The organism is Pseudoalteromonas sp. 20-MNA-CIBAN-0454 (assembly GCF_040308685.1).
In the GTDB taxonomy this organism is placed as follows: Bacteria; Pseudomonadota; Gammaproteobacteria; order Enterobacterales; family Alteromonadaceae; genus Pseudoalteromonas; species Pseudoalteromonas nigrifaciens.
Genome location: NZ_JBEOOB010000013.1, coordinates 20,408 through 44,986 on the forward strand (window position 1 = coordinate 20,408; position 24,579 = coordinate 44,986).

Annotated in this window: 30 protein-coding genes; 20 read left to right on the forward strand and 10 right to left on the reverse strand. The window is 40.1% G+C overall.

Translation table 11 applies throughout. The features are described from left to right. Positions 1-357, reverse strand: coding sequence for a hypothetical protein (locus AAEZ22_RS08220; RefSeq protein WP_182677780.1), 357 nt, complete (start codon positions 355-357; stop codon positions 1-3). 100 nt (positions 358-457) lie between these two features. On the opposite strand from AAEZ22_RS08220, the gene AAEZ22_RS08225 reads away from it, so the two are divergent. Then, positions 458-898, forward strand: a complete 441-nt coding sequence (locus tag AAEZ22_RS08225; RefSeq protein WP_011329515.1) for a tellurite resistance TerB family protein — start codon at positions 458-460, stop codon at positions 896-898. A 12-nt stretch (positions 899-910) separates the two neighbouring features. Here the strand turns inward: AAEZ22_RS08225 and AAEZ22_RS08230 are convergent, their stop codons facing one another. Continuing rightward, entirely contained in the window at positions 911-1,477 is a 567-nt protein-coding gene (locus AAEZ22_RS08230) for an NADPH-dependent FMN reductase (RefSeq protein WP_011329514.1), read from the reverse strand. Between the two features lie 354 nt (positions 1,478-1,831). Between AAEZ22_RS08230 and AAEZ22_RS08235 the strand changes: the two genes are divergently transcribed. Both AAEZ22_RS08235 and AAEZ22_RS08240 read left to right on the forward strand, forming a co-directional pair. Next, positions 1,832-2,728 carry a LysR family transcriptional regulator gene (locus tag AAEZ22_RS08235; protein ID WP_011329513.1) on the forward strand — a complete coding sequence of 299 codons (897 nt, stop codon included), beginning with the start codon at positions 1,832-1,834 and terminating at the stop codon, positions 2,726-2,728. After that, positions 2,728-2,958 (forward strand): hypothetical protein, encoded by a 231-nt coding sequence (locus AAEZ22_RS08240; RefSeq protein ID WP_089368867.1) that lies wholly within the window; start codon positions 2,728-2,730, stop codon positions 2,956-2,958. Before AAEZ22_RS08235 ends, AAEZ22_RS08240 begins: the two co-directional genes overlap by 1 nt. Before the next feature lie 5 nt (positions 2,959-2,963). Here the strand turns inward: AAEZ22_RS08240 and norR are convergent, their stop codons facing one another. After that, positions 2,964-4,550, reverse strand: coding sequence for a nitric oxide reductase transcriptional regulator NorR (gene norR, locus AAEZ22_RS08245; RefSeq protein WP_089368866.1), 1,587 nt, complete (start codon positions 4,548-4,550; stop codon positions 2,964-2,966). A 159-nt stretch (positions 4,551-4,709) separates the two neighbouring features. Here norR and AAEZ22_RS08250 point away from each other — a divergent pair, with 159 nt between their 5' ends. From AAEZ22_RS08250 to hmpA, 3 genes are read left to right on the forward strand one after another with little or no spacing between them, the layout of a single operon-like run. Next, positions 4,710-4,979 carry a hypothetical protein gene (locus AAEZ22_RS08250; protein WP_011329510.1) on the forward strand — a complete coding sequence of 90 codons (270 nt, stop codon included), beginning with the start codon at positions 4,710-4,712 and terminating at the stop codon, positions 4,977-4,979. Then, on the forward strand, positions 4,979-6,211 hold the full coding sequence (locus tag AAEZ22_RS08255) for an NnrS family protein (RefSeq protein ID WP_086997149.1): 1,233 nt from the start codon (positions 4,979-4,981) through the stop codon (positions 6,209-6,211). The genes AAEZ22_RS08250 and AAEZ22_RS08255 overlap by 1 nt, the downstream gene beginning before the upstream one ends. 50 nt (positions 6,212-6,261) lie before the next feature. Beyond that, positions 6,262-7,443, forward strand: a complete 1,182-nt coding sequence (gene hmpA / locus AAEZ22_RS08260) for an NO-inducible flavohemoprotein (protein WP_197182268.1) — start codon at positions 6,262-6,264, stop codon at positions 7,441-7,443. Positions 7,444-7,748: 305 nt separating this feature from the next. Here the strand turns inward: hmpA and AAEZ22_RS08265 are convergent, their stop codons facing one another. Continuing rightward, on the reverse strand, positions 7,749-8,402 hold the full coding sequence (locus AAEZ22_RS08265) for an endonuclease (RefSeq protein ID WP_011329507.1): 654 nt from the start codon (positions 8,400-8,402) through the stop codon (positions 7,749-7,751). Between the two features lie 262 nt (positions 8,403-8,664). Between AAEZ22_RS08265 and AAEZ22_RS08270 the strand changes: the two genes are divergently transcribed. From AAEZ22_RS08270 to AAEZ22_RS08280, 3 genes are all read left to right on the forward strand, one after another. Beyond that, positions 8,665-9,630: a DnaJ C-terminal domain-containing protein gene (locus AAEZ22_RS08270; RefSeq protein WP_089368862.1), complete on the forward strand. Its 966-nt coding sequence runs from the start codon at positions 8,665-8,667 to the stop codon at positions 9,628-9,630. Continuing rightward, entirely contained in the window at positions 9,630-9,950 is a 321-nt protein-coding gene (locus tag AAEZ22_RS08275) for a chaperone modulator CbpM (protein WP_011329505.1), read from the forward strand. Before AAEZ22_RS08270 ends, AAEZ22_RS08275 begins: the two co-directional genes overlap by 1 nt. A gap of 252 nt (positions 9,951-10,202) precedes the next feature. Then, positions 10,203-10,583, forward strand: a complete 381-nt coding sequence (locus tag AAEZ22_RS08280; RefSeq protein WP_011329504.1) for a hypothetical protein — start codon at positions 10,203-10,205, stop codon at positions 10,581-10,583. Between the two features lie 2 nt (positions 10,584-10,585). Here the strand turns inward: AAEZ22_RS08280 and AAEZ22_RS08285 are convergent, their stop codons facing one another. Both AAEZ22_RS08285 and AAEZ22_RS08290 read right to left on the reverse strand, forming a co-directional pair. Next, positions 10,586-11,029, reverse strand: coding sequence for a PaaI family thioesterase (locus AAEZ22_RS08285; RefSeq protein WP_011329503.1), 444 nt, complete (start codon positions 11,027-11,029; stop codon positions 10,586-10,588). A 98-nt stretch (positions 11,030-11,127) separates the two neighbouring features. Then, positions 11,128-11,580, reverse strand: coding sequence for an SRPBCC family protein (locus AAEZ22_RS08290; RefSeq protein ID WP_011329502.1), 453 nt, complete (start codon positions 11,578-11,580; stop codon positions 11,128-11,130). Between the two features lie 279 nt (positions 11,581-11,859). On the opposite strand from AAEZ22_RS08290, the gene lexA reads away from it, so the two are divergent. From lexA to AAEZ22_RS08315, 5 genes are all read left to right on the forward strand, one after another. Continuing rightward, positions 11,860-12,477: a transcriptional repressor LexA gene (gene lexA / locus AAEZ22_RS08295; protein WP_041454613.1), complete on the forward strand. Its 618-nt coding sequence runs from the start codon at positions 11,860-11,862 to the stop codon at positions 12,475-12,477. 473 nt (positions 12,478-12,950) lie between these two features. Continuing rightward, entirely contained in the window at positions 12,951-14,093 is a 1,143-nt protein-coding gene (gene coxB / locus AAEZ22_RS08300) for a cytochrome c oxidase subunit II (protein WP_011329500.1), read from the forward strand. After that, positions 14,093-15,685: a cytochrome c oxidase subunit I gene (gene ctaD, locus AAEZ22_RS08305; RefSeq protein ID WP_011329499.1), complete on the forward strand. Its 1,593-nt coding sequence runs from the start codon at positions 14,093-14,095 to the stop codon at positions 15,683-15,685. The genes coxB and ctaD overlap by 1 nt, the downstream gene beginning before the upstream one ends. Next, positions 15,685-16,215, forward strand: coding sequence for a cytochrome c oxidase assembly protein (locus AAEZ22_RS08310; RefSeq protein ID WP_086997121.1), 531 nt, complete (start codon positions 15,685-15,687; stop codon positions 16,213-16,215). Before ctaD ends, AAEZ22_RS08310 begins: the two co-directional genes overlap by 1 nt. A 30-nt stretch (positions 16,216-16,245) precedes the next feature. Next, positions 16,246-17,121: a cytochrome c oxidase subunit 3 gene (locus AAEZ22_RS08315; RefSeq protein WP_086997118.1), complete on the forward strand. Its 876-nt coding sequence runs from the start codon at positions 16,246-16,248 to the stop codon at positions 17,119-17,121. On the opposite strand, the gene AAEZ22_RS08320 is transcribed toward AAEZ22_RS08315, so the two are convergent. After that, positions 17,099-17,329 carry a DUF2909 family protein gene (locus AAEZ22_RS08320; RefSeq protein WP_050754475.1) on the reverse strand — a complete coding sequence of 77 codons (231 nt, stop codon included), beginning with the start codon at positions 17,327-17,329 and terminating at the stop codon, positions 17,099-17,101. The genes AAEZ22_RS08315 and AAEZ22_RS08320 overlap by 23 nt on opposite strands. 17 nt (positions 17,330-17,346) lie before the next feature. Between AAEZ22_RS08320 and AAEZ22_RS08325 the strand changes: the two genes are divergently transcribed. The 5 genes from AAEZ22_RS08325 to AAEZ22_RS08345 are packed head-to-tail and all read left to right on the forward strand — an operon-like array spanning position 17,347 to position 21,158. Continuing rightward, positions 17,347-18,087, forward strand: a complete 741-nt coding sequence (locus AAEZ22_RS08325; protein WP_208834852.1) for an SURF1 family protein — start codon at positions 17,347-17,349, stop codon at positions 18,085-18,087. Beyond that, complete coding sequence (locus AAEZ22_RS08330) at positions 18,077-18,571, forward strand: transmembrane cytochrome oxidase associated protein (RefSeq protein WP_086997112.1); 495 nt, start codon at positions 18,077-18,079, stop codon at positions 18,569-18,571. The genes AAEZ22_RS08325 and AAEZ22_RS08330 overlap by 11 nt, the downstream gene beginning before the upstream one ends. 13 nt (positions 18,572-18,584) lie before the next feature. After that, the gene (locus AAEZ22_RS08335) at positions 18,585-19,574 is read left to right on the forward strand and encodes a COX15/CtaA family protein (RefSeq protein WP_089368859.1); all 990 of its coding nucleotides are present in this window, start codon (positions 18,585-18,587) and stop codon (positions 19,572-19,574) included. A gap of 40 nt (positions 19,575-19,614) precedes the next feature. After that, the gene (gene cyoE, locus AAEZ22_RS08340; protein WP_011329493.1) at positions 19,615-20,544 is read left to right on the forward strand and encodes a heme o synthase; all 930 of its coding nucleotides are present in this window, start codon (positions 19,615-19,617) and stop codon (positions 20,542-20,544) included. After that, a complete protein-coding gene (locus AAEZ22_RS08345) occupies positions 20,541-21,158 on the forward strand; it encodes an SCO family protein (RefSeq protein ID WP_086997191.1) in 618 nt (205 codons plus the stop codon). The genes cyoE and AAEZ22_RS08345 overlap by 4 nt, the downstream gene beginning before the upstream one ends. A gap of 60 nt (positions 21,159-21,218) precedes the next feature. On the opposite strand, the gene AAEZ22_RS08350 is transcribed toward AAEZ22_RS08345, so the two are convergent. After that, positions 21,219-22,244 (reverse strand): polysaccharide deacetylase family protein, encoded by a 1,026-nt coding sequence (locus tag AAEZ22_RS08350; protein WP_011329491.1) that lies wholly within the window; start codon positions 22,242-22,244, stop codon positions 21,219-21,221. A gap of 42 nt (positions 22,245-22,286) precedes the next feature. Here AAEZ22_RS08350 and AAEZ22_RS08355 point away from each other — a divergent pair, with 42 nt between their 5' ends. Further along, on the forward strand, positions 22,287-23,558 hold the full coding sequence (locus AAEZ22_RS08355) for an MATE family efflux transporter (RefSeq protein WP_011329490.1): 1,272 nt from the start codon (positions 22,287-22,289) through the stop codon (positions 23,556-23,558). Positions 23,559-23,572: 14 nt separating this feature from the next. Here AAEZ22_RS08355 and AAEZ22_RS08360 read toward each other — a convergent pair whose 3' ends face one another. Further along, positions 23,573-23,842, reverse strand: coding sequence for a hypothetical protein (locus tag AAEZ22_RS08360; RefSeq protein WP_011329489.1), 270 nt, complete (start codon positions 23,840-23,842; stop codon positions 23,573-23,575). 12 nt (positions 23,843-23,854) lie between these two features. Beyond that, positions 23,855-24,430, reverse strand: a complete 576-nt coding sequence (nfuA, locus tag AAEZ22_RS08365; protein WP_011329488.1) for a Fe-S biogenesis protein NfuA — start codon at positions 24,428-24,430, stop codon at positions 23,855-23,857. Positions 24,431-24,579 lie beyond the last annotated feature (149 nt).

Sequence of the window (24,579 nt, forward strand, 5' to 3'; positions counted from 1 at the left end):
TTATTCATCTTCGCACTGTAGTAAAACACTTAATGCTGGTTGGTAAGCTCTAGGGTTAGTAGGCATACTTTCGTATTCTTGCACGCCATCCAGCACTTTAAGCATAAATGTTTTATTAAGGCACAAGCGATTAGCATGGCGTAGTAAAAATACACTCTGATTTGCAAAGTGTTTGTAATCGTCTGACTGGATCTCTATTTTATAGTTATCATCGTCGAGTTTTGTTTGGTAATAATGTACTTTATTATCAAAGTCGTAGAGTTTTTCTGTTTTTGCTTGTTCGGCAAAAGCTGTGCCTACGCTTGAACAAGCTAGCAAAGTACTGCCAATAACTAAGCTAATGTTTAATCCTTGCATAAATAATTCCTTTAATTTGCGAACTTTATACCCATTAATACTATCAGTATTAAGCGCTATTTATTTATATTAAGTTTAACACCCAATAAGGGAAAGTGTGATGTTCAAACAAATAAAACAACTTTTTTCTGTATTCGATGAGCAACAGCCAAGTATGCAAGAGCATGATTTAAAAACAGCGGTTGCTGCATTATTAATTGAGGTAATGCGCGCCGATGCTAAGTTAGATGATGATGAACAACATACTTTAACGACTACCTTAAAACGCTATTTTGCATTAAACGATGCAGACGTAAACGAGCTGCTAAATAATGCAAACAGTAGCGTGGATAGCGCGACAGATTATTTTCAGTTTTCAAAACAAATTAACCAACATTGTAGTGCTGCGCAGCGCATTGAAATAATAGAGTTATTATGGCGCTTAGCCTATGCCGATGGTGAGATTGATCCGCAAGAAGAGTACGTAATACGTAAAGTGGCAGGCTTGTTATATGTAACTCATGTAGATTTTATCGCCGCTAAAATTGCGGCGACAAAATAGAGCTTTAGCAGGTTAGCTAAGCTTGCTGGCAACAGTTACTAATTGTTGTGCTAATGCAGACACTTTTTCTGCTGTATTTGGGTTATTAATTTGGCCATTTTCATCGAGTACAGTATGCACAGCCGGTACTGCTAGCTGATCGGCAAGTACTAATGAGCCAACACCACTTAAAATATCACGCACGTGGTTTAAGCCACGTAGACCACCTAATCCACCGGGTGATGCTGCAAATAACGCCACTACTTTATTGCGAAAAGCAGGTACTGCACCTTGCTCTGTGCGAGAAGCCCAGTCGATTGCATTTTTAAGCGCTGCAGTAATAGAGCCATTGTATTCAGGGCTGGCTAATAAAATACCATCTGCAGCACGTAACTTCTCTTTTAACAGCTGCACATCGGCAGGAGTACCTTGCGCTTCAATATCTTGATTAAAAAGTGGGATATTTAAATCGGCAAGTTTAATTATTTCTACTTCTGCACCACTTTCTAATGCAAAGCGTGCTGCTTCATTGATCAGTTGTTGATTAAAGCTGTCTTTACGTAAACTACCTGCTAAAGCAATAATTTTTGGTGCTGTCATGGTTTATCCTGCTAATGTGTTAGTAAATCACTTAACCAAAGTTCGGGCTAATGTAACCTGAGCTCCGGATAATAAATTTATCTCAAGCAGCTGTCTTCAGCGCTAACTGCGTTGAATTTACTTGCAATAGGCCAGCTATTGACGCGTAAATTCGCCTTGTTTTCACTGAAAACCTCTGGCTAGAGAAAATAAAATTAAATATAACGATGATTCAATATGTTAGTAAATCTCTTAACCAGAGTTCAGGTTAATGTAGATAATATGGGGCTACTTTACCAAAAAATGACTTGAAGAAAACCCGAATAAACGCAACACTTATGTGCGTATATGCACATAAGTTTAAGGTGGCACAGTATGGCGGTTAAGTTTGAAGATTGGCAAGATGTTAAAGTGGCTTTTGAGGTTGCACGTTTAGGTACCTTAACTGCGGCGGCAGAGGCGCTTAATGTGCACCATAGTACAGTGCTTAGGCGAATTAATAATCTTGAAAAAAACTTAAACACACGTTTGTTTCATCGCCATGCTCGTGGCTATAAAGCAACAGAAACAGGCGCTAAGCTGTTTAGTACCGCACAAGTGATCGACAGCTCTCTTGAGCAGTTACATAATGATATTGCTGCGGCTGATAGCACACTGCGCGGCAGTTTACTGTTAACCACGGTTAGTGGCTTTATGGATGTGCTTGGCGATGTGTGCGAGCAATTTCAGGCGCTACATCCACAAGTGCAGCTTGAGATGATTTTAGAGCAAAAGCGTTTACGGCTCGATCACGGTCAGGCGCACATTGCCGTACGTGCAGGGCCAAGGCCCGATGAAGGCGACTATATTGCACAGCATTTGGCTCAGCTTAACTCGGGTTTATATGCTAATCAGCGATATATTAATAAATATGGTATGCCTAAATCGCTGAGTGATTTACAGCAACATAACTTTATTTCTGGCGTGGCGGGCTTTAATGCGCGGGTGCCGTATTTTGAATGGGTAGATCAGCATATTGCAGCGCCGCAAATAAAACTGCGTGTGTCAGAAACCTCAGAAGCTACGCGTGCTGTAATTAAAGGCTTAGGAATTGGTGGGTTACAGCACAATGTTGCGGCTCAATACGCTAATTTAGTACCCATTTTATCTAATGAATTAATCTGGTGTACTGATATATGGCTAGTAACGCATCATTTGGTGCATCGTACCGCAAAGGTACAGGCGTTTAGCCAATTGTTAAAAACCTATTTTCAAACCAATAAAGCAAGCTAATGTGGCATTATAAAAACTTAGGTGATGCTATGTTTGCAGATGCAGAGCTGGCTAAAATAAAACAGCTAGCAAAGGCTACCAACGCACCACTTTACGTTAAATATTACGCAAAAAGTGGACTGCATTGTGAAGTGTTACTGTATTTTTCGCCACACTATCAATCGCTTGCTGCTCTGCTGGGGGCTACTTGCTGTAAAGCCCCTAACTTAGATGAACTGACGGTTTTATAGCTATTTTATAGCGACTTTTTGACTGAAATACCTAAGCGTTTAGCCAAGCGAACTAAGTTTGCACGGTCTACTTTTAAGGTGCGTGCTGCACTTGCCCAGTTATAATTATGTTGCTCAAGCTGCTGACTAATTAAATGATGGGTAAAGGTATCGGTTGCTTGCTTAAGTGATAAATTTTGCTCTGCTATGTTAGTGCTACTGCCAGTGGTGGTGTTTGTGGTACTAGCAGGTAATGATAACTGTGTTGTATTACTCGCACTAAGGTTTAGCTCACAGTGCTCGGGCTTTATGGTAATAATGGCTTGTTGCCATTGGCTTTGTTTGGCCTTTAGTGCTGCGCGGCTAATTACATGCTCTAGCTCCCGTACGTTACCCGGCCACTGATATTGGGTTAACAATAATTGTGCATCGACACTTAACTTAAGTTGTTTTATTGCTAATTTTCGTGCGGTTTGCTCAACAAAAAAACCAGCTAATAAAACCACATCGTTTTCACGCTGGCGTAACGGCGCTACCGTTAGCGGGTAGACACTTAATCTATGGTATAAATCGGCTCTAAAGCGTCCTTCGGCTACTTCTTTTTTTAAATTACGATTAGTAGCAGCAATAACCCGCACATCAACATATTTCACTTCGTCTTCGCCTACTGTTTGTATTTCGCCACTTTGTAATACCCGTAGCAATTTACTTTGTAGTACCAGTGGTAGCTCGCCTATTTCGTCTAAAAATAAAGTACCACCGTGCGCTAGCTGAAACTTACCTTGGCGCGCATGATCCGCCCCAGTAAAAGCGCCTTTAGCATGGCCAAAAAACTCACTTTCGGCGAGATTTTCAGCAAGCGAAGCACAGTTTAAATGAATAAGTGGCTGCTCACTGCGTTTCGAGTGTAAATGAATATTACGTGCAACCAGCTCTTTGCCTACGCCGGTTTCGCCTAAAATTAACACACTAAAATTAGAGGCGGCGACAAGTTTTATATCATTTTTAAGTGCTTGTATTGCTGAGCTTTGACCAATAATTTCGCCGCCATCACGGGTGAGTGCTTCGCGGTTAAGCTCTTGCACTAAGGCGCTAGAATGCTGTGCATGTAATTTGTAATGAGCCAGCTGTAATGCCGTTTTAAAATGTGCGCTGCATAGCGTTTGTAAGGTGCTAAGCGTTTGCGCACTAATAGCGTTAAAGGCATTGGCATTTAGGCTGTCAAACGTAATCACACCTAATAACTGTTGTTGATAAAATAGGGGTAAACCTAAGCAAGCATGTACCGGAATGTCGCCAGTTTTTGCTAGTAGTAAGCCGTCGTACGGATCGGGCAATGGACAGTCATGGGCAAATTGCAGTGGTTGCTGAGTATTACAAATAGCTTCTAAGCGCGGATGCTCACTAAGCTTAAAACGCCGCCCCAGGCTATCTGGCATTAAGCCTTTAATTGCAAGTGGCTTGAGCTGCTCACCTTGTAGCTCAAGCAGTGCGCTGGCATCACTGGCAATCACTGTTTCAAGGACAGTAAGTAATTGCTCAAAACAGTTTTTATCTAATGTGCTTTGAGCCAGCTTTACCGCTACGGCAGTGAAGTTAATTGCGCTGCTCATGTCAAAATGACTCTTATGTGTTTTTTGGTTTGATTTATGGTAGGTCATAAAGACATAAAAAGCAAAGGTGGATAAGTTAGTTCATTGAAATATATATGTTTATTTTATTGGCACGATAAGTGTAATAGGTAGTTAAGTGCATTAGTTGTTGAGGCCGTTATGAACACCTTGGTTATACATAATCCAAGCTACAAAATTGAGACAGCTTGTTTACTGAAAAAACTACTGCTAGTGGCAAACTCATTATTAGCAGCTAGTTGTGCATTACTAATAACCAGTATTTTAATTAGCTACCCTTTTGCCGATTACTTTTCTATACCGGTGCAAATTTCGGCACATATTAGCACTATTGTTATTGCTGCTATTTTAAAAATTAGCTATGTGCTGCGTTGTATCGCACTGCATGGCATGGGGAAGGAAGTTCGTTAATGCGACCTATTAATTTATCTCAGCCGGTACCGGCTAATATTCGCTTTTACCAAATAACGCAGTGGCCAGTATGGATGCTGCCATTTAGACCCTATTTTTTAGCCGCAGGCTTGTTGGCTTTTAGTTCAATAGGCTACTGGTTATTAATTTTAACGGGTAGTGCAACTTGGCAGTTAACAATCCCCGCTACATTATGGCATGCCCATGAAATGTTATTTGGTTTTGCAGGTGTTGTTGCAGTGGGTTTTTTACTTACCGCCGCGCAAACTTGGACTGGAGTACCTAGCATTAGTGGCAAAAAGTTAATGCTATTAACGCTGCTATGGCTTGGGGCGCGAGGCGCATTTTTTGTGTCTTTGCCTGCTTTTGCACAATTTAATTTATATGCGGTGTTAGTGTTACAGCTCGCATGGTGGCTAGGTGTTATTGCAGCATTAGCTAATATGTTATTAACCGCTAAAAGCAAAAATAACTATCAATTTTTAGTGCTATTAGCGGCGCTGTGTACGTTAAATATTGTTTACTTGGCCCTGCTGATTGAACAAAACATGCAGTTTGCGCTCGCCATTGTTGATACAGCAGTATTACTGATGACCTTATTAATTGGCATAGTAGCAGGGCGTGTATTGCCATTTTTTACCAGTAAAGGCCTTGGTTTAACAGCGCAGGTACGTACAGCTAACGTTGACTCAGTATTACTGTATATGAGCGTTTTTAGTATTGCGGTGTTTTTTCTTAGTCAGTTATTTTTTAATCAGCTAAACCCAGGCTGGGCACTTGCTGTTGTTGCTGTGCTGCATTTAATCCGTAGTTTTTATTGGTGGGATAAAAACGTACTTAAAGTTCCTTTGTTATGGTCTTTGCATTTTTCGTACTTGGCACTAGGTGTAGGTTTAATGCTGGTAGCCGTGAGTTTTTACAGCAGTGTTATTTTATTTAAAGATGCATTACACCTCATTACCATAAGTACCATAGGGATGATGATTTTAGCCATGATGACACGCGTATCTCATGGGCATACCGGGCGCTCTTTGACTATTCCACATTATATGGCGGTTGCTTTTGCTTTAGTGTTAGTGGCTGGGATTACTCGTTCTTTACTGCCTTTTGTTATTGGGCCACACCTAGCTTGGCAGCTAAGTGCTGGGCTGTGGCTAATTGCCTTTTTATTATTTTTAATTCACTGCACACCTATTTTAACACAGCGTCGTGTTGATGGGCGTCGTGGTTAACCTATACCTATTTTATTAATTGGGTATTATTCACACGTAGGAAAACCTAGATGTTATCTGATAAAACTATTGAAATTGTTAAAAGTACTGTTCCTTTATTAGCAGAGGCAGGTACGGTTGTTACTGATCATTTTTACAAGCGTTTATTTAGTCATAATCCTGAGCTTAAAAATATTTTTAATATGAGCAACCAAGATACCGGCCGTCAACAATTTGCATTATTTAACGCATTGGCTGCTTATGCACAAAACATTGATAATTTAGAGGTGTTAAAAGCGGCACTTGGGCGTATTAACCATAAACATACTAGTTTAAATATTTTGCCGGAGCACTACCCAATTGTTGGTGCACATTTAATTGGCACGCTGAAAGAGCTTATTCCTGAGCAGTTCACGCCAGATGTTGAATATGCTTGGCGTGAAGCGTATGGCGTACTTGCTGATATTTGTATAACTGAGGAAGCTGCTTTATACGAGCACAGCAAAAATAACTTAGGCGGTTGGGCAGGCACACGTCAGTTTGCAATAACTAATAAGCAGGCTGAGTCAGAGCTGGTAACTAGCTTTACGCTTACGCCAGTTGATGGCGAGGCAGTAATTGCCCATAAACCGGGTCAATATTTAGGTATTAAAGTTAAGCCAGAGGCTAGTGAATATGAAGAGATCCGCCAGTATTCTATTTCGCAAAAAAGTAATGGTAAAAACTACCGTATTAGCGTTAAAAAAGAGTTATTACCAACCCCTGGCATGGTGTCTAACCATTTACACTCACTAGAGCAAGGCGCAATAGTAGAGCTATATCCGCCTGCAGGGGATTTCTTTTTACGAAATAACACCAGCCCTGCTGTGCTTATTTCAGCGGGTGTTGGGCAAACGCCAATGGTAGCAATGTTAGAGACGCTATTAAGCGATACTGCTAATCAAAATATTATGTATTTGCATGCTTGCGAAAATACTCAGCAGCACTCATTTGCTAATTATTTAAATGAACTAAGCACTGTTTACCCGCGCTTACAAACCATGACTTGGTTTAATCAAGGCGATGCAGGAGCTGATTTTACCGGTTTTATGGATTTACACGCAGTACAAGCGCAATTGCCACTGAGCAACGGCGACTTTTACTTGTGTGGACCCGCTAATTTTATGGCCTTTGTGAAAAAACAACTGCTAGAATTAGGCGTTAATAACGGACACATTCATTACGAAATTTTTGGCCCGCATCAAGATCTATAATATTTATAGAATAAAACTCAATTAAAAAAGCGCGCTATTGGGCATTACTTCAATAGCGCGCTTTTTTGTGCCGTTAAATAACCTGAACTCCGGATAATAAACCTATCTCAAGCAGCTATTTTCAGCGCTAACTGCGTTGAATTCACTTGCAATAGGCCAGCTATTGACGCGTAAATTCGCCTTGTTTTCACTGGAAATCTCTGGCTAGAGAAAATAAAGCTAAATATAACTATGATTCAATACGTTAGTAAATCTCTTAACCAGAGTTCAGGTTAAATATTAAACTGGCTCCTAATACCTTTAAATTAAAGCTTTTTGGTATTGGTTTGCGCGGCATACGCTTGTTGTTGCCAAGCATTAAATAACTGCTGTTGTTTATTTGATATTTTTAAGCCGTAAGTTTTTTGCATATAGGCATAGGCGTCGGCTATTTGTTTACGGGCATAAAAAGGAGGCTCTATTACTCGTTGTTTAAAGTTAACTTTAACTTCACAGCGACCGTATTGGGTGGCGCTTTCACTAAGCATTCCAAATCGATAATTAGAACGATCTGCGTTAATTTCACCAATAGCAGGAGCTAAGTTGTTTATATCGGCTTCCATCTTCCTAAACTTAGCACTTACTTTACGGCAGTTTTTACGCCCGCCATCTTGCCAGCATTGTAATTGGTGGCCAAACTCCCAGGCAGGCACAATATGCTCCCATTCTATGCGTAAAGCGCGTGCATTTACGTTACCTGAGCGGGTATGTGTATTGCGTGGCACATAGCCACAGTTAGTGGGGTCGGGAACTAGTTTTTTACCCTGTTTTTTTATATCGCAGCCACAGTAAATACTTTTAGCATTACTAGGGAGGGTTTTAATTAGGTGTCTTTTAGCGGTTGAAAACCGAGTGAATTCTTCAGCCGATAGCGAAAAGCATACAAAAAAAGCCAACAAGGCTAAAATAAATCGAGTCATATCCATCACATACGTGAACTACAGGAGCGGCTAGTTTAATGACTTGAAGCTAAAAGATAAAGTTTACTTAAGCCATATTTACCGTTCTTTAGTATTTAACCTTAGCTCTGGTTAAGAGATTTACTAACGTATTGAATCATAGTTATATTTAGTTTTATTATCCGGAGCTCAGGTTATCTACTTTAAATTGTTGTTTAAATAAACAAAAGTTGTTACTTAAAGAGTATGATGAAAGCTCATAAGTTTGTGATTTGGATTGCGAATGAAATTTATAGATTATTATGCCGTGCTTGGAGTATCGCCCGATGCAGACGATAAAGCGGTTAAAGTAGCTTATAAAAAGCTAGCTAGAAAATATCATCCAGATGTAAGTAAAGAACCTCAAGCCGAGGAAAAGTTTAAAGAGATAGGTGAAGCTTACGAAGTTATTCACAACAAAGAAGAGCGCGCTAAATACGATGTGTTACGTCGTAATCAACAAAACCGTGCTCAGCAGCAAGCAAATTATGGCGGTAGCTATGGCTCGTCACAAAACCATTATCAGCAAGGTGATCCCCAAGCCGATCAGGAGTTTTCTGATTTTGTAAATTCAATGTTTGGCGGCGCAGGTGGGTTTAACCATGGCGGGCAGGGCAGAACTGGTGGCGCTCGTGCGCAAAAAGGACAAGATGTGGAAATTGAATTCCCGGTATTTCTTGAAGAAACGTTAGTCGATACCGTTAAACCAATTGAGTTTATGCTGCCGCAGCGAGACAGTAGTGGCCGTGTATCTGAAGTTAAAAAATCGCTTAAAGTTAAAATTCCTGCCGGCTCGGTTAATGGCGAACGCATTCGCTTAAAAGGCCAAGGTGGATTAGGTTCGGCAAATGGCCCTAATGGCGATTTGTATTTGCAAATTCGCTTAGTGCCTCATCCATTATTTGACGTTGAGGGGCATGACCTAAATATAGTGGTACCTCTTGCACCATGGGAAGCTGCTTTGGGCACTAAAATAAATTTACCTACATTAGCCGGAAAAATCCAACTAACTATTCCAGCTAATAGTCAATCGGGTCAACGTTTACGCATTAAAGGTAAAGGGTTAATTAGTAAAAAAGCCAAAGGTGACTTATTTGCTGTGATTAAAATTGTTAATCCAGCATTGAGTGATGATGTTAGCAAAAAGCTTTGGCAAGAGCTGGCCGAAAAAGCCCATTTTGACCCCCGTAGCAATTGGAGCAAGTCATAATGAAAATTATCGAGGCACCACAAGGCAATTTACTCACTAGCCAAGAATTGTGTGTGAGTAGTGATATTAGCGAAGCCATATTATATGAATTGGTTGAGCACAGCATTGCTATTCCTATTGAGGGCGAGCGCGTTACAGAATGGCAATTTACGGTATCAACAGTGATCTTAGTTAAAAAGGCTGCGCGTATTCAGCATGACTTATCGTTAGATTGGTCTGCTATTGCTTTGGTTTTACAATTATTGGATGAACGGGATGAGTTGATTGCTGAAAACCAAATGTTAAAGCAGCACTTAAGTCGATTTAAACATTTAGAATAAAAAATAGTGGTTAAATTTTAAATGCGAGTAGCTAGCTATTTTTATGGAGCTAGCTCAGCACTTTTATAATAGTGAGCTTTTGGTGCTTAAATATTTTTTATTCGTGAAATAAGAGTAAGTAAAGCGTCAATAAATGCGTAAAAATAGCCGACTATTCAGATAAAAAAGGTGAATATTGCAGAGTTGATTTGGTATAAGCGTAAAACTGCGTTAAAGTTTACAGCGAACTAATTAGAGGATAAACAGCAGACAATGTCGGAAATTCAATTTTTAAATGTAGACCTAGAGCTTGAGTCAAAGCAAGATATTAGCGTGCTTGTAGCTGACCTAAAAAAAATCGCCACTATTTTACATTATGATAAAGACGAATACCGTCAGTTAGCGCGTATAGAAGTAACAGGCGAAATATCTTCACCGGATAAAGCAATTAACCACTTATGTGAGTTAGTAGAGTCATGCTCGCGGGCTGCACTTAAGCAATGGTTGAGTTGTTCGCGCCGTACCTTTGATATTGGTTTTGAATCGGGCACTTCGCCAAAGTGTTTTAACCAAGCGCTGCACGCCGATACATTATTACGTATATCGGCAATTGGTGCAGGCATGGAAATTACTATTTACCCGCTAGAAAAATAGCCTTAGCCTTTGCGCTCTACAACAGCTGCGGTCATTTTTGATACGCAGCAAAGCTCGCCGCGACTATTCGTTATTTTTATTTCCCATACTGAGCTACGCTTGCCAATATGAAACGCTTTTGCGGTGGCGGTTAAGGTGCCATTACGCGAGGCTTTTAAATGGCTGGCACTGATCTCTTGCCCTACACAATAAAATTTAGTGAAGTCGACCACAAAATTAGCCGCGTAGCTGGCAACACTTTCGGCTAAAACCACGTTTGCTCCGCCATGCACCATGCCTATAGGGTTATGGTGCGCAGGAATTGCTGGCATAGTGGCAACTAAGTAATCATCACCAATTTCAGTTATTTCAATCCCCATGGTTTTCATCAGTGTACCTTGGCCATTTATGCCTTGGTCTAACTGCTTACAAAACGCTAAAGTAATAGGTTGATGCCAAATACTCATTGTTACTCCTTTAAAGGTTGAAAACGATAACCGATAATACGATTTTTCATGGCGATATGATAGCCAAATTAGTGCAGCTACTGCATGGTAATACAGTGCTACTTTTTGCTTTCTACATAGTGCTTAATTTCATCGAGATCTTTTTTTAGCATTTTACGCATCGAACTTTTAAGAAAAAACCCTATCACTGCAGAGATCATTTTTACCCAAATAGACTCAGAGCTATCAGAAAAAGTCATGGTTAAACAGGTGCTAGGTTCGGCGGCGGTAAGTGACAGCTTAGTGGTATAAACTGCCCCGCCATTTTCTGCGCGAGTGCAATAGTATTCATTAGTAACAGCTTCGGTGATCCACATGGTTTCTGAGGCTGCTTTGCCAAAAATTTTTCGTGTTTCTAACCATTTTAGGCCCACTAGCCCTTGTGGTGGCTTCTCGATTATTTTTACATCAATAATGCCAGACAGCATATTGGCACTGTTTTCGATGTCAGTTATTGCCGCCCATACTTTACGTTTAGGACCGTTAATTATTACCGCTACAGTGATATTCATAACACTCTCCGTTAATTCACATTGATGAAGTTAAGGCCCATTACAAAAACGATAGCTAACTAATTTTTAATAACAGTAACAACTTAGTAGTTATGTAATTAATGTAACGTAAAACTAACACTATCGTGATCTGCGTAATTTTATCTGTAATTTACTTGGTAATTTTAAGCTTAGACCAATGCCACCTTTGGCAGCAAAGGCGAGGAGTAATTTAAATTTGCGATTTTCAGATAACTGTATATACTCACAGTTAAATGTACTGTATGGAAAACCAGTTGTATGCGACCATTAACTAACCGCCAAGCGCAAATACTCGAACTTATTAAAGTGTTTATTAAAGACACTGGTATGCCTCCTACACGCGCAGAAATTGCACAAACATTAGGCTTTAAAAGTGCTAATGCAGCAGAAGAGCATTTAAAAGCGCTGGCTAAAAAAGGCGCTATTAAAATGAAACCAGGCGCTAGCCGTGGTATTCAACTTATTGAAGAAGATGAACCAGAACAACTTGGTTTACCGTTAATAGGCCGTGTAGCTGCCGGCGAACCTATTTTGGCGCAACAACATGTTGAGAGCCATTGTAAAATTGACCCGTTAATGTTTAAACCCGCTGCCGATTTTTTATTGCGTGTAAATGGTATGAGCATGCGAGATATTGGTATTATGGATGGTGATTTACTGGCTGTTCATCGCACTCAAGTTGCCGAAAATGGCCAAGTTATTGTTGCCCGCGTTGATGACGATGTAACTGTAAAACGCTTAGAAAAAGCAGGCAAAAAAGTATTATTGCATGCTGAAAATAAAGAATTTTCGTCGATAGAAGTGGATCTTGAAAACGAATCTTTTAATATTGAAGGCTTAGCTGTTGGGGTTATTCGTAATGCTGACTGGATGTGACAATTAAGCTGTTATAGCTATGTAAAATATCGGCATAATTTAATAGCTCAGATAATTAATGCGCACTTTTTAGTGCGCTTTTTTTTGCCTTTTTTTTGTGAAAATTCCGCTGCAATGAAAAAATTATATTAAGTTTATGTTTTTTATCATTTAAGTATTTAATACTCGTTATCGCTGTCTTTTTATTTGTAACCCTTGCTGTTGCTCACTTCCTGCTTAGAACAAAATTAAATAAATCCCATATTTACGCTAATCCCCTAATATTATTTGATTATTTTTCAAACTAAAACTTGCTAGTTGTTCAATTATTAACTAATTGTTAATGGGCTGGACTAACAATAACTCACAGCTTTAGTTTTGAGAAAATATATTTATATATCCGGCAGCAATACAAAAATAAAAAATAACAAATTGGCATTTAAAGCTTATGTCTTTTTGTTTTGCACTCGCAACAGTATTAAAGGAGCTGTCACATGGGTAAATTGAGCTCTACCTTGTGGCTTATATTGTTTGTTTTTCCGCAGTTAGCATTGGCAAATAGCCAATATAATATGCGCAAAGGCGTAACCGATATAAGTAATAATGTTTATCAACTACACATGACCATATTTTTAATATGCTGTGTAATAGGCGTGATTGTATTTGCCGTTATGTTTTGGGCACTTATTCATCATCGTAAATCTAAAGGAGCAGTTGCTGCTCAATTTCACGAAAGTACCAAAGTAGAAATACTCTGGACAGCAATTCCATTTGTTATTTTAATAGCAATGGCAGTCCCCGCAACTAAAACATTAATAGCGATGGAAGATGCCAGTAAAGCGGATATCACTATTAAAGTAACTGGTTCACAATGGAAATGGCATTACGAATATATGGGGGAAGATGTTGAGTTTTACTCAATACTTGCCACACCGCAAAATGAAATTGCTAACCTAGCCGATAAAAACCCCAACTATTTACTTGAGGTAGATAAGCCTCTGGTATTACCGATCAATAAAAAAGTACGCTTTTTAATGACCTCCGACGATGTTATTCATTCTTGGTGGGTGCCCGATTTTGCTATTAAAAAAGATGCAAACCCGGGGTTTATTAACGAAACGTGGACCAACATAAACGAAGTCGGTATTTATCGCGGTCAGTGTGCTGAGCTATGCGGTAAAGATCATGGCTTTATGCCAGTGGTAGTAGAGGCTAAGTCAGAGGCCGATTTTAAAGTTTGGCTAGCAGATGCTAAACAAGCAAAGCAAAAAGCAGCAGCAGCAGATGCTGCATTACTTGACCAAACACTCCCTAAAGAAGAATTAATGACTTTGGGTGAGCAAGTGTATATGGCCAATTGTGCTGCATGTCATCAGCCCACAGGGTTAGGTTTGCCAGGCGTTTTTCCTGCACTTAAAGGCAGCCCGATAGTGCTTGGCGATATAAAAGACCACATTGATATTGTTATTCACGGAAGCCCCGGCACAGCCATGCAAGCCTTTGCTAAACAGCTCTCTATAAAGCAATTAGCAGCGGTAATTACTTATAAGCGTAATGCATGGGGTAATGATACCGGTGATGTAATTCAACCAAGTGAAATACAGGCAGCACTTGATGCCGATGGGGAGGCGAACTAATGAGTAGCATAGTAGAACAACCTGACATTAATGAAGCTCACCACGCTCATCATCCTGCTAAAGGCTTTAAGCGTTGGTTATATACCACTAATCATAAAGATATAGGTAGCTTGTACTTAATTTTTTCGCTAACTATGTTTTTTATTGGTGGTGCTATGGCTATGGTGATCCGCGCTGAGTTATTTCAGCCAGGATTGCAATTAGTCGATCCTCACTTTTTTAATCAAATGACCACGGTTCATGGATTGATTATGGTATTTGGTGCCGTTATGCCGGCCTTTACTGGCTTAGCTAACTGGATGGTGCCATTAATGATTGGCGCGCCTGATATGGCCTTACCCCGAATGAATAACTGGAGTTTTTGGATTTTACCATTCGCGTTTTTAATTTTATTATCATCGCTATTAATGCCCGGTGGCGGTCCTGCGTTTGGTTGGACTTTTTATGCGCCGCTGTCCACAACCTACAGTAATGACAATACCGCCATGTTTGTATTTGCTGTGCATATTATGGGTATTAGCTCCATTATGGGGGCAATTAATGTAATTGTAACCATAGTTAACTTGCGTGCCCCAGGCATGACTTGGATGAAGGTCCCTATGTTTGTATGGACTTGGCTGATAACGGCATTTTTATTAATTGCGGTTATGCCGGTACTCGCAGGTGCAGTGACCATGGTGCTCACCGATAAATACTTTGCAACCAGCTTTTTTGATGCAGCTGGTGGCGGTGATCCGGTGATGTTTCAGCACATATTTTGGTTTTTTGGCCACCCCGAAGTATACATAATGATTTTGCCGGCTTTTGGCATTATTTCTACTATAGTTCCTACCTTTTCGCGTAAAAAACTTTTTGGTTATTCCTCCATGGTATATGCCACGGCGTCAATTGCGTTGTTGAGTTTTACAGTGTGGGCGCATCATATGTTTACTACCGGTATGCCGGTGGCTGGCGAGCTGTTTTTTATGTACGCGACTATGCTGATATCGGTGCCCACTGGAGTAAAAATATTTAATTGGGTAGCCACTATGTGGCGCGGTTCAATTACGTTTGAAGTCCCCATGCTGTTTAGTATTGCTTTTATTGTGTTGTTTACCTTAGGTGGTTTTTCGGGATTGATGCTGGCCATTACACCGGCTGATTTTCAGTACCATGATACCTACTTTGTAGTGGCACATTTTCATTATGTACTGGTAACGGGAGCGGTGTTTTCTATTATGGCAGGCGCGTATTATTGGCTGCCTAAATGGACTGGCAATATGTATAACATAGCGCTGGCTAAATGGCATTTTTGGTTATCGCTGGTAAGCGTAAATGTATTGTTTTTTCCTATGCACTTTGTAGGGCTTGCAGGCATGCCACGCCGTATACCCGACTATGCGCTACAGTTTGCTGACTTTAACGCCATTATTAGTATTGGCGGCTTTGCCTTTGGATTATCGCAGTTGTTGTTTGTAGCTGTAGTGATTAAATGCGCACGCGGCGGCGACAAGGTTCCTGCAAAAGTGTGGGAAGGCGCAGAAGGACTGGAGTGGGAGGTAGATTCACCTGCTCCGTACCATACATTTTCAACACCACCGGAAATTAAATAATGATACACGCACCGCTACTTAAGCGCTTAGTTGTTATTTGCTTAGCCATGTTCGCATTTGCATTTGCGTTAGTGCCTTTGTATGACGTGTTTTGTGATATTACCGGCATTAACGGTAAGCCATCATTAGAGCAAGCAAAGCAAAGCACGCAAGTAATACAAAATCGCGAAATAAGTGTGAGCTTTACCACGCATGCACAAAGCGGTGCACCCTTTGCTGTGAAGTCTAAAGAGTACAGTGTTGCGGTAAAGCCCGGTGCTATGCGTGAGGTAATGTTTAGCGCCAAAAATAATAGTGACCAAGATAAAGTAATGCAGGCAGTGCCTTCGGTATCACCCGGTAGAGCAGCAAAATACTTACATAAAATAGCGTGTTTTTGTTTTGATCAACAGCCATTAAAAGCAGGTGAAGAACTAGAGTTTACGTTGCTTTTTTATGTTGATACCGCACTACCAAGTGACATTGAAGAGTTAACTTTATCTTATACGGTATTTGATATTAGTGAGCGGCTAGCAGCCAATAACAACTAGCCTAACTAGTGACAACCAGGAGCAAATAAAATGAAGCAAGAATATGAGCATTATTATGTACCAGATCAAAGCCCATGGCCGATTGTTGGCGCAGTAGCATTATTTTTTATTGCAGTAGGTGCAGCTCTAACCGTAATGAGTGCCGGTAAAGAAGGTGGCAGTGGCATTTATATTTTGTACGCAGGTATAGCAGTACTGCTGTATATGTTGTTTAGCTGGTTTAAAAACGTGATTGATGAGGCCGGGAAAGGCTTATATTCGGCGCAAATGGATCGCTCTTTTCGACAAGGAATGAGTTGGTTTATTTTTTCTGAAGTAATGTTTTTTATGGCATTTTTTGGCGCACTTTTTTACGCCCGTATGCTTTCTGTGCCTTGGCTTGGTGGTGCCGATAACAATGCCATGACTAACGAAGTGCTTTGGCCTACATTTGAAGCTGTGTGGCCATTAATTACCACGCCAGGGGGCGACACTACCCAAGCTATGGGATGGCAAGGTCTACCGCTGATTAACACCTTAATTTTATTGACCTCATCAGTTACTTTGCATTTTGCCCATGTGGCAATAGAAAGTGATAAACGCGGCCAGTTAAAAGTGTTTTTAGGACTGACTATTTTATTGGGTGCAGTTTTTTTAGGCCTACAAGTAGAAGAATATATTCATGCGTATAACGATTTAAACTTAACATTAGATGCCGGTATTTATGGCAGCACGTTCTTTTTACTTACGGGTTTTCATGGCATGCATGTGACCTTAGGAACTATTATTTTATTGGTAGTATTTTTACGAATTTTAAAAGGACACTTTACTAAAGATAAGCACTTTGCTTTTCAAGCGGCGGCTTGGTACTGGCATTTTGTTGATGTAGTTTGGTTATGCTTATTTATATTTGTGTATGTGCTGTAGTTATTAAAGGGGCGTTATTGCCGCTAATAAAGCCAAGTTTTAGTGCGGCAATAACAACTATTAATACCACCACAGAAAATAATACGCGACGACCTAAAAAGTGAGACATAGGTCGTCCTTGGGTTTTTCCAGAGACCATAATAAATAAAGCGCGAAACAAGTTAAAAAGTATAAATAATAACAACAATACAATAAAAATTTTAATCATCACTAGGTTGACCCTTTATGCAGTTAATTAGATGGCGTGAACAAAAGTTTAGCTCAATAATCACCATTTGTATGGTAGTGATTGTAGTTTTGGTGTGTGTGCGTTTAGGTTTTTGGCAGTTAGAACGTGCGACACACAAACAACAGCAGTTAGCTTCTATTGCAACGCTGCAAACGCACGGTGTAATGAGCTGGCAGCAAATGCTTAAACTACCTAGTAACTGGAATAAAACAGGATTGTTAGTTGAGTTAACAGGGCATTTTATTAACGATGAATATTGGCTTTTAGACAACCAAGTTTATAACGGGCAGGTGGGTTATGACTTACTGGCACTGTTAAAGCCAAATAACGAAACACATGCCATTTTGGTTAATTTAGGCTGGATAAAAGCTCCCCTATCGCGCAATGCATTACCCAAAGTAACCCTACCTAAACACGCTTTTACGCTTACTGCTCAAATAAAAGAAAATAACCTCACTGCTTTTAGCCTCGAGAGTAAAACCAATAACATTGATTTACCAAAGCGAGTGCAAACAATTGAATTAAATAAGTTGAGCGAACAAAGCCAGCAATTATTAGTTAATTTTATGGCGTATCGCCAAGGTAGCGGCGATGCAATAGGTATACCTCACTATACCGCGGTTGTTATGAGCCCACAAAAACACCACGCTTATGCGGTGCAATGGTTTTTAATTGCGCTGGCGTGCGTTTTAGTGGCTATTTTTGCAAGTAAAAAAAGGACACATAATGAAAAATAACCCCCTTTTACTGTTTGTCATTTGCTGCGCTATTCCGCTAATTTTAGCGTACAGCGCGCTTAAATTAGATTGGTTACCTACCGCCATTACTAACAATGGTGAGTTTTTACAGCAACAGGTTAAATATGAAAATTGGCCGCAAAACAATCATAAGCAATGGACTATTGCCCTAAATTACTCCAATGGATGTACTACGCCTTGTAGTGAGCAATTAGCCGCACTAAATAATTTATACATAGCGCTAGGCAAAAACCAGAATAAAGTAGATGTCGCCGTGATAGGCGAAGTAAAAGCTGCCAACTCCCCGTGGAAAAGTATAGATGCGCAACCAAACTTACAACCGGCTAGTTTGTATTTAATCGACCATATGGGGCTTGTAGTGCTTGAGTATCCATTTAAAACACAGCCACAGGAAAATAGATTAGTACAAAAAGGACTATTAAAAGATCTAAAAAAATTACTGAGTTATTCTCGTTCGAGCTAAGTAGGAAGATGCCATGTATAAAAATTATAAAAACTGGGTATTAATAACGGGCTTATTGGCTTTGATAGTAGTGGCGTTGGGTGCTTATACTCGCTTAAGTGATGCCGGGTTGGGTTGCCCAGATTGGCCAGGATGTTATGGCTTTTTAACTGTACCCAAACATGAAGCCGATATAGCGCAAGCAGCACAAAGTTATCCCGATATGATGTTTGAAACCGCTAAAGCATGGAAAGAAATGATTCATCGCTACTTTGCCGGTACGCTAGGCTTGCTCATATTAGCCTTATTTGTATATGCTTTTTTAAAACGTCAATCGCCAACAACGCCAGTTAAATTACCATTACTACTGTTATTGTTAGTGATATTTCAGGCTGCATTAGGTATGTGGACGGTTACGATGAATTTACAGCCGTTAATAGTGATGGGCCACTTACTTGGTGGCTTTAGTATTTTAGCGCTGCTCACTTTATTATATTTACGATTAAACGCCAAGCCAATAATGGGGGGAGATGCAGGTGCAAGACGCTACTTTGGTTTAAGCCTAGTGGCGCTTAGCGTACTAATTATACAAATAGCGTTAGGAGGTTGGTTGGCTGCAAATTACGCTGCTCCGCATTGTAATGGCTTGCCTTTATGTAGTAATGCCCAGCCATTTTCGCTTAGTAGTGTGTTTCAGCTCCCGCTTGAGCATGGTAACTACGAGTTTGGCGTCCTGTCGCAGCAAGCACGTATGTCGATTCATTTATTACACCGTATTTGGGCATTAGTTACTTGCATAGTATTGGCATTAATTATGTGGCGAATATACAGCCGTGCCTACTCGCAAAAAATAAAAAGCTGCGCCGTTAGCGTGTTAGTTGTCTTATTTTGCCAAATTGCTTTAGGCCTCGCAGTGGTGCATTGGCATATTCCGTTAAGTATGGCACTGGCACATAACTTAATGGCTGCCATACTGTTATTAACTTTAATTAGATTATGCTATTACCTCAAAGCACGAACTTAAAAGCACGAACCTAAAATTACAAATAGAAAGGAGCGTTGTTATGGCACTTACAATAGATAAAAAAGCAATACAACCTATAAATACACTACCGCTAATTACACGTAGTTATAATTTACTACAAGATTATTTAGCCATTAGTAAATTTAAAGTAGTCGCTATGTTGGTACTGACCGCGTGGGTTGGTTTGGCGCTAGCACCCGATGTAGGCAGAGGCATGGGTGTACAGTTTATAAGCTTACTTGGCATAGGATTGCTTTCAGCAGCAGCAGCGGTAATTAACCATGTTGTTGATAGCGAAATAGACAGCAAAATGGCGCGTACTCGTCATCGCCCAGTAGCTAAAGGCCGCTTAAGTAAGGCACATGCACTGAGTTTTGCAGCAATAATAGGTGTGGCAGGTTTTATTATGCTAATGCTATGGGCAAATACACTTACCGCCATATTAACCTTATTTGCGCTGGTGGGTTATGCCTTTGTATACACCTCTTTTTTAAAGCGCGCTACACCACAAAATATTGTTATTGGTGGCCTTGCTGGCGCTATGCCACCCTTATTGGGTTGGGTGTCTGAAACAGGGCAAATGGCAGCTGCACCTTGGCTATTAGTAATGATTATTTTTACGTGGACCCCTCCGCACTTTTGGGCCTTAGCTATAGCTCGTAAGAGCGATTACGCACGGGCTAAAATTCCTATGTTACCGGTTACGCATGGTATCGATTTTTCTAAAACCTGTGTGGTTGCTTACTCTGTGTTACTGGCAATTGTGTGTATATTTCCTTATTTGATAGGAATGTCGGGGTTAATTTATTTAATCGGCGCATCTGGATTAAATGCGGTCTTTATTTATAAAGCGATTAAATTAAAACTAGCCGCTAACGACGACACTGCTATGGATTTATTTCGCTTTTCAATTATTCATTTAATGGTACTCTTTATCATATTATTTATAGATAAATGGCTACTATTATGAAGCAATTATGGCTAGGGTTAGCTATTGTTTTAACACTGTTTTTATCGGCGTGCTCAGATGATAATGCACCGCCAGACGTTAATGCTTTAGTGTACGAGAATGCTAAACCTTTAGCCGACTTTAGTTTAGATGATCAACATGGCGAATTGGTTACTAAGCAGCAATTTTTAGGGCAATGGAATTTAGTGTTTTTAGGTTACACCAGCTGCCCCGATATTTGCCCGTTAACACTGGCTAAACTAAATGCGGTGTATAAAAATTTACGTAGTGATTACCCAGTGCAAATTTGGTTTGTATCGGTAGATCCCAAACGAGATACCCCAGCAAAACGCAAAGACTATATTGATTACTTTAATCCCGATTTTTTAGCGGTTTCGGGGGAGCACAAACAGCTTTTTCCTATGGTGAGAGGGTTAGGCTTAATTTACGCTATAAGTGATAGTAGTGAGTCAGAGTATGCAGTTGATCATAGTGCTTCAGTGGCTATGGTCGATGGCAATGGGGCGGTAAGAGCTATATTTAAACCTGAATTTAAACAAGGTAGCGTGCCGTTAATAAATTCCAAAGAGTTAACTCAAGAATTTAAAAAAATAGCTGATTATTATAAAAACTAGTTATTTAAACAGTAAATTAAAAAGGAGCCCTAGGCTCCTTTTTTACTGCTGTAATTAAAACTATTCAATAACCCAAGGCTGCGAAAACCAAAAATAGCTACCAGCATTGTTAATTGCAGGGGCGGTACAATTAAAGCGCGAACGACCTTTATTGAGCGCTTTAGGTGAGGTGACTTCTACTGTGTTTTTATTTATCCAGGTTAAATTAGCCTGGCCAACACTCGATACATAACAAGCAAACTGACTCTTATGAAAATCCCCCATAGTAAACTCAATAGTGAGTTTGGGTGGGTTTTGCGCCGTTACACTGTCTTCATAAGTGAGCGCGGTTATATTAAATGCGCGAGAATTCAATTTAGTGATTAGCGTATCTAATTTACTATAAAAGCCCGAAGCCGGAAAACGCGGTAAGCGACTAAAGTTAGAATCTTTATTTACAGCGCCAGAATGCTGACCTATACCAATAAAACCAAGCTCGGTTACTAGGGCTTGTAACTTATTGTTAAACTCGCCATACGGATAAGCTAAATATTTATAATCATGGCCAATTTCTGTTTTTATACGCTGCTGTGAATGTAGGATGTCTTGTTTAATGCGGGCTTGCCATTGTGCATCGCTTTCGTTTGCAAGCATATGGTGTAAGTAATCGTGTTGGCCACTATGATTGGCAATAAGTGCGCCTTTTTTTGCTAGCTCTTGGAGTTTATCCCAGCCCATTACATAGCCTTTACCTTCGTCTATTAGCTTAGGATTGACAAAAATTGTGTACGGATAGCCAAACTTTTCTAAAATTGGCGCTGCTTGCTCGTAATTATTGTTGTAACCATCATCGAAAGTAATAGCGACGGTTTTATCTGGTAAAGTGTGTTTTTGCTGCAACGCAGTTATCAGCTCATCTAAAGGAATAACATTAAAGTTATGCTCTTTTAAATAACTTAAGTGCTCAGTAAAAGTGCTCGCGCTAACACTGGTTACCGCCGGAAGGGTTTCACTAACGTGATGATACTGTAAAATAACGGCTGCTTGAGCGCGCAGTGAAATACTAATAAGGATAAATAATACTAAATGAAACAATTTCTTATACATAATAAAGCACACCATAAAAGCTTGTTGTTGTTAGCGGGTCCGATGATATTATCAAATATTACCGTCCCACTGTTAGGAATTGTTGATACTGCAGTAATTGGCCACTTAGGGAGCGCTCATTATTTAGCCGGTATTGCGCTGGGATCTGCGGTTATATCAATATTATTTTGGCTCGCAGGCTTTTTAAGAATGAGCACCACAGGGTTAGTGGCACAAGCTTATGGGCAAAACGATTTAACCCAATTGGCGGCGTTATTAAAACGCAGCTTAGTGCTTTCTTGCTTTGTTGCCGTATTGCTTATCGCCTTATCGCCTTTAATAAAACACGCCATTGCATTTTTATCGGCGGCCAATAGCGACGTGCTTACGCAAGCGTATCAGTATTTTAGTATTCGTATTTTTAGTGCGCCTGCGGCCTTATGTAATTTAGTACTATTAGGTTGGATGCTAGGTATGCATTATGGCCGTGGGCCGTTTTATTTATTATTAGTGACTAATATTACCAATATAGTGCTCGACATATATTTTGTTGTATACCTAGATTGGGCGGTAGCAGGCGCTGCATGGGCGTCACTTATTGCCGATTACACCGCGTTAGTTTTTGCCGTGGTGTTAGTTATTAAATTAGCTAAAAAACGCGGCATAAAACTAAGCGTACCAGGTTGGTTTAGCATTACAAAAATGGCAAACCTACTAAGCTTAAACCGTGATATTTTTATTCGCTCATTTATTTTACAGCTCTGCTTTAGCTTTATGACCTTTTACGGCGCACGAATTGGCGAAACCACGCTAGCAGCAAATGCAGTATTACTTAACTTTTTAATGTTGGTAAGCTTTGCACTCGACGGCATTGCTTATGCCAGTGAGGCAAAAGTAGGGCATGCTAAAGGTCAACAAAGTGTAAAAAATATTGAGCTTTGGGTAAAAATAAGTGTGTTTTGGGGCGCGCTATTTGCCTTAGCATACAGTTTGTTTTTTGCTATATTTGGCCGCTATATTATTACGCTATTAACTAATGTGCCGGAAGTGATCACCACGGCTACGCTGTACTTGCCTTGGATTATAGCCTTGCCATTATTGGCAATGAGTTGCTTTTTATTTGATGGTGTATTTGTTGGACTTACCCGGGCAAAGGCAATGCGAAATAGTATGTTGCTCTCAGCAAGTGTTGGTTTTTTTGGTGTATTTGCAGTGTTTCATCAGTGGGAGAATAATGGTTTATGGTTAGCAATGAGCTGCTTTATGCTAATGCGAGGAGTAACATTAATAGTGAAATACCAAAAGTTAAAGGCAAATAATCAGTTATTAGATTAAGGTAATTTGGTGGCTTATTTCCATAGGTCGGGGTCGTGGTTTTTAGGCTCAATATTTTTAAGTACTTGTGAAAAGCGATTAGCAAAAATACCGCTGTAGCCCCAAGCAGCAAAAAACAAAGCTGGCACTAAAATAACAACGCCAATAATTTGCAAGCTGTAGTGACTGTAATAGCCTAAAAAAATAAATATCACGGCTAGCACAAACAGTGCTACGCCGCGAAAAAAACGCTTTAAGCTAAGCTTAGGGTTGCTCCCTAAGCTATATATAAGCGACTTTAGCATTAAAAATGCTTATTAATAGTAAGAATGATCGCCCGCTTGGTGCTCAGTAATATCGGCAACACCAGTGATCTCTTCAAACTTTTCGATCATCTCTTTTTCAATGCCTTCTTTTAATGTGACATCGATCATAGAACAACCATTACAACCACCGCCAAACTGTAATACAGCAATACCTGCAGCGGTAATTTCCACTAAGCTTACTTGGCCACCGTGGTTAGCAAGTTGTGGATTTACTTCGGTTTCTAGCATGTGTTGTACGCGTTCGTTTAACGATGCATCACCGCTAATTTTACGCGCTTTAGCATTAGGTGCTTTTAGTGTTAACTGAGTACCCATTTTGTCGGTAACAAAATCAATTTCAGCGTCTTCTAAAAAGGGTGCACTTTCTGCATCTACAACGCCGTCAAAACCATTAAAGTTTAGGCGAATATCGCTGTCTTCTACAGCGTCTTCTGGACAATAAGAAACACCACATTCCGCTTGTGATGTACCAGGGTTTACAACAAAAACACGAATGTTGGTTTGTTGTGCTTGATCTGCTAATAGTTTAGCAAAATGCGCTTGTGCTGTTTCGGAAATTGAAATCATAAGACCGTCTATACTTGACTAAATTACTCGGATACTGCATATCATACCCCGCTCATCGTGTTGCGGCTAGTGTTGAGCGTAAAAAGTTGGCATCTATTTTAAGCAATGCTAGCGTGCAAACAACAAACATTTTATGAGTAAATTATATG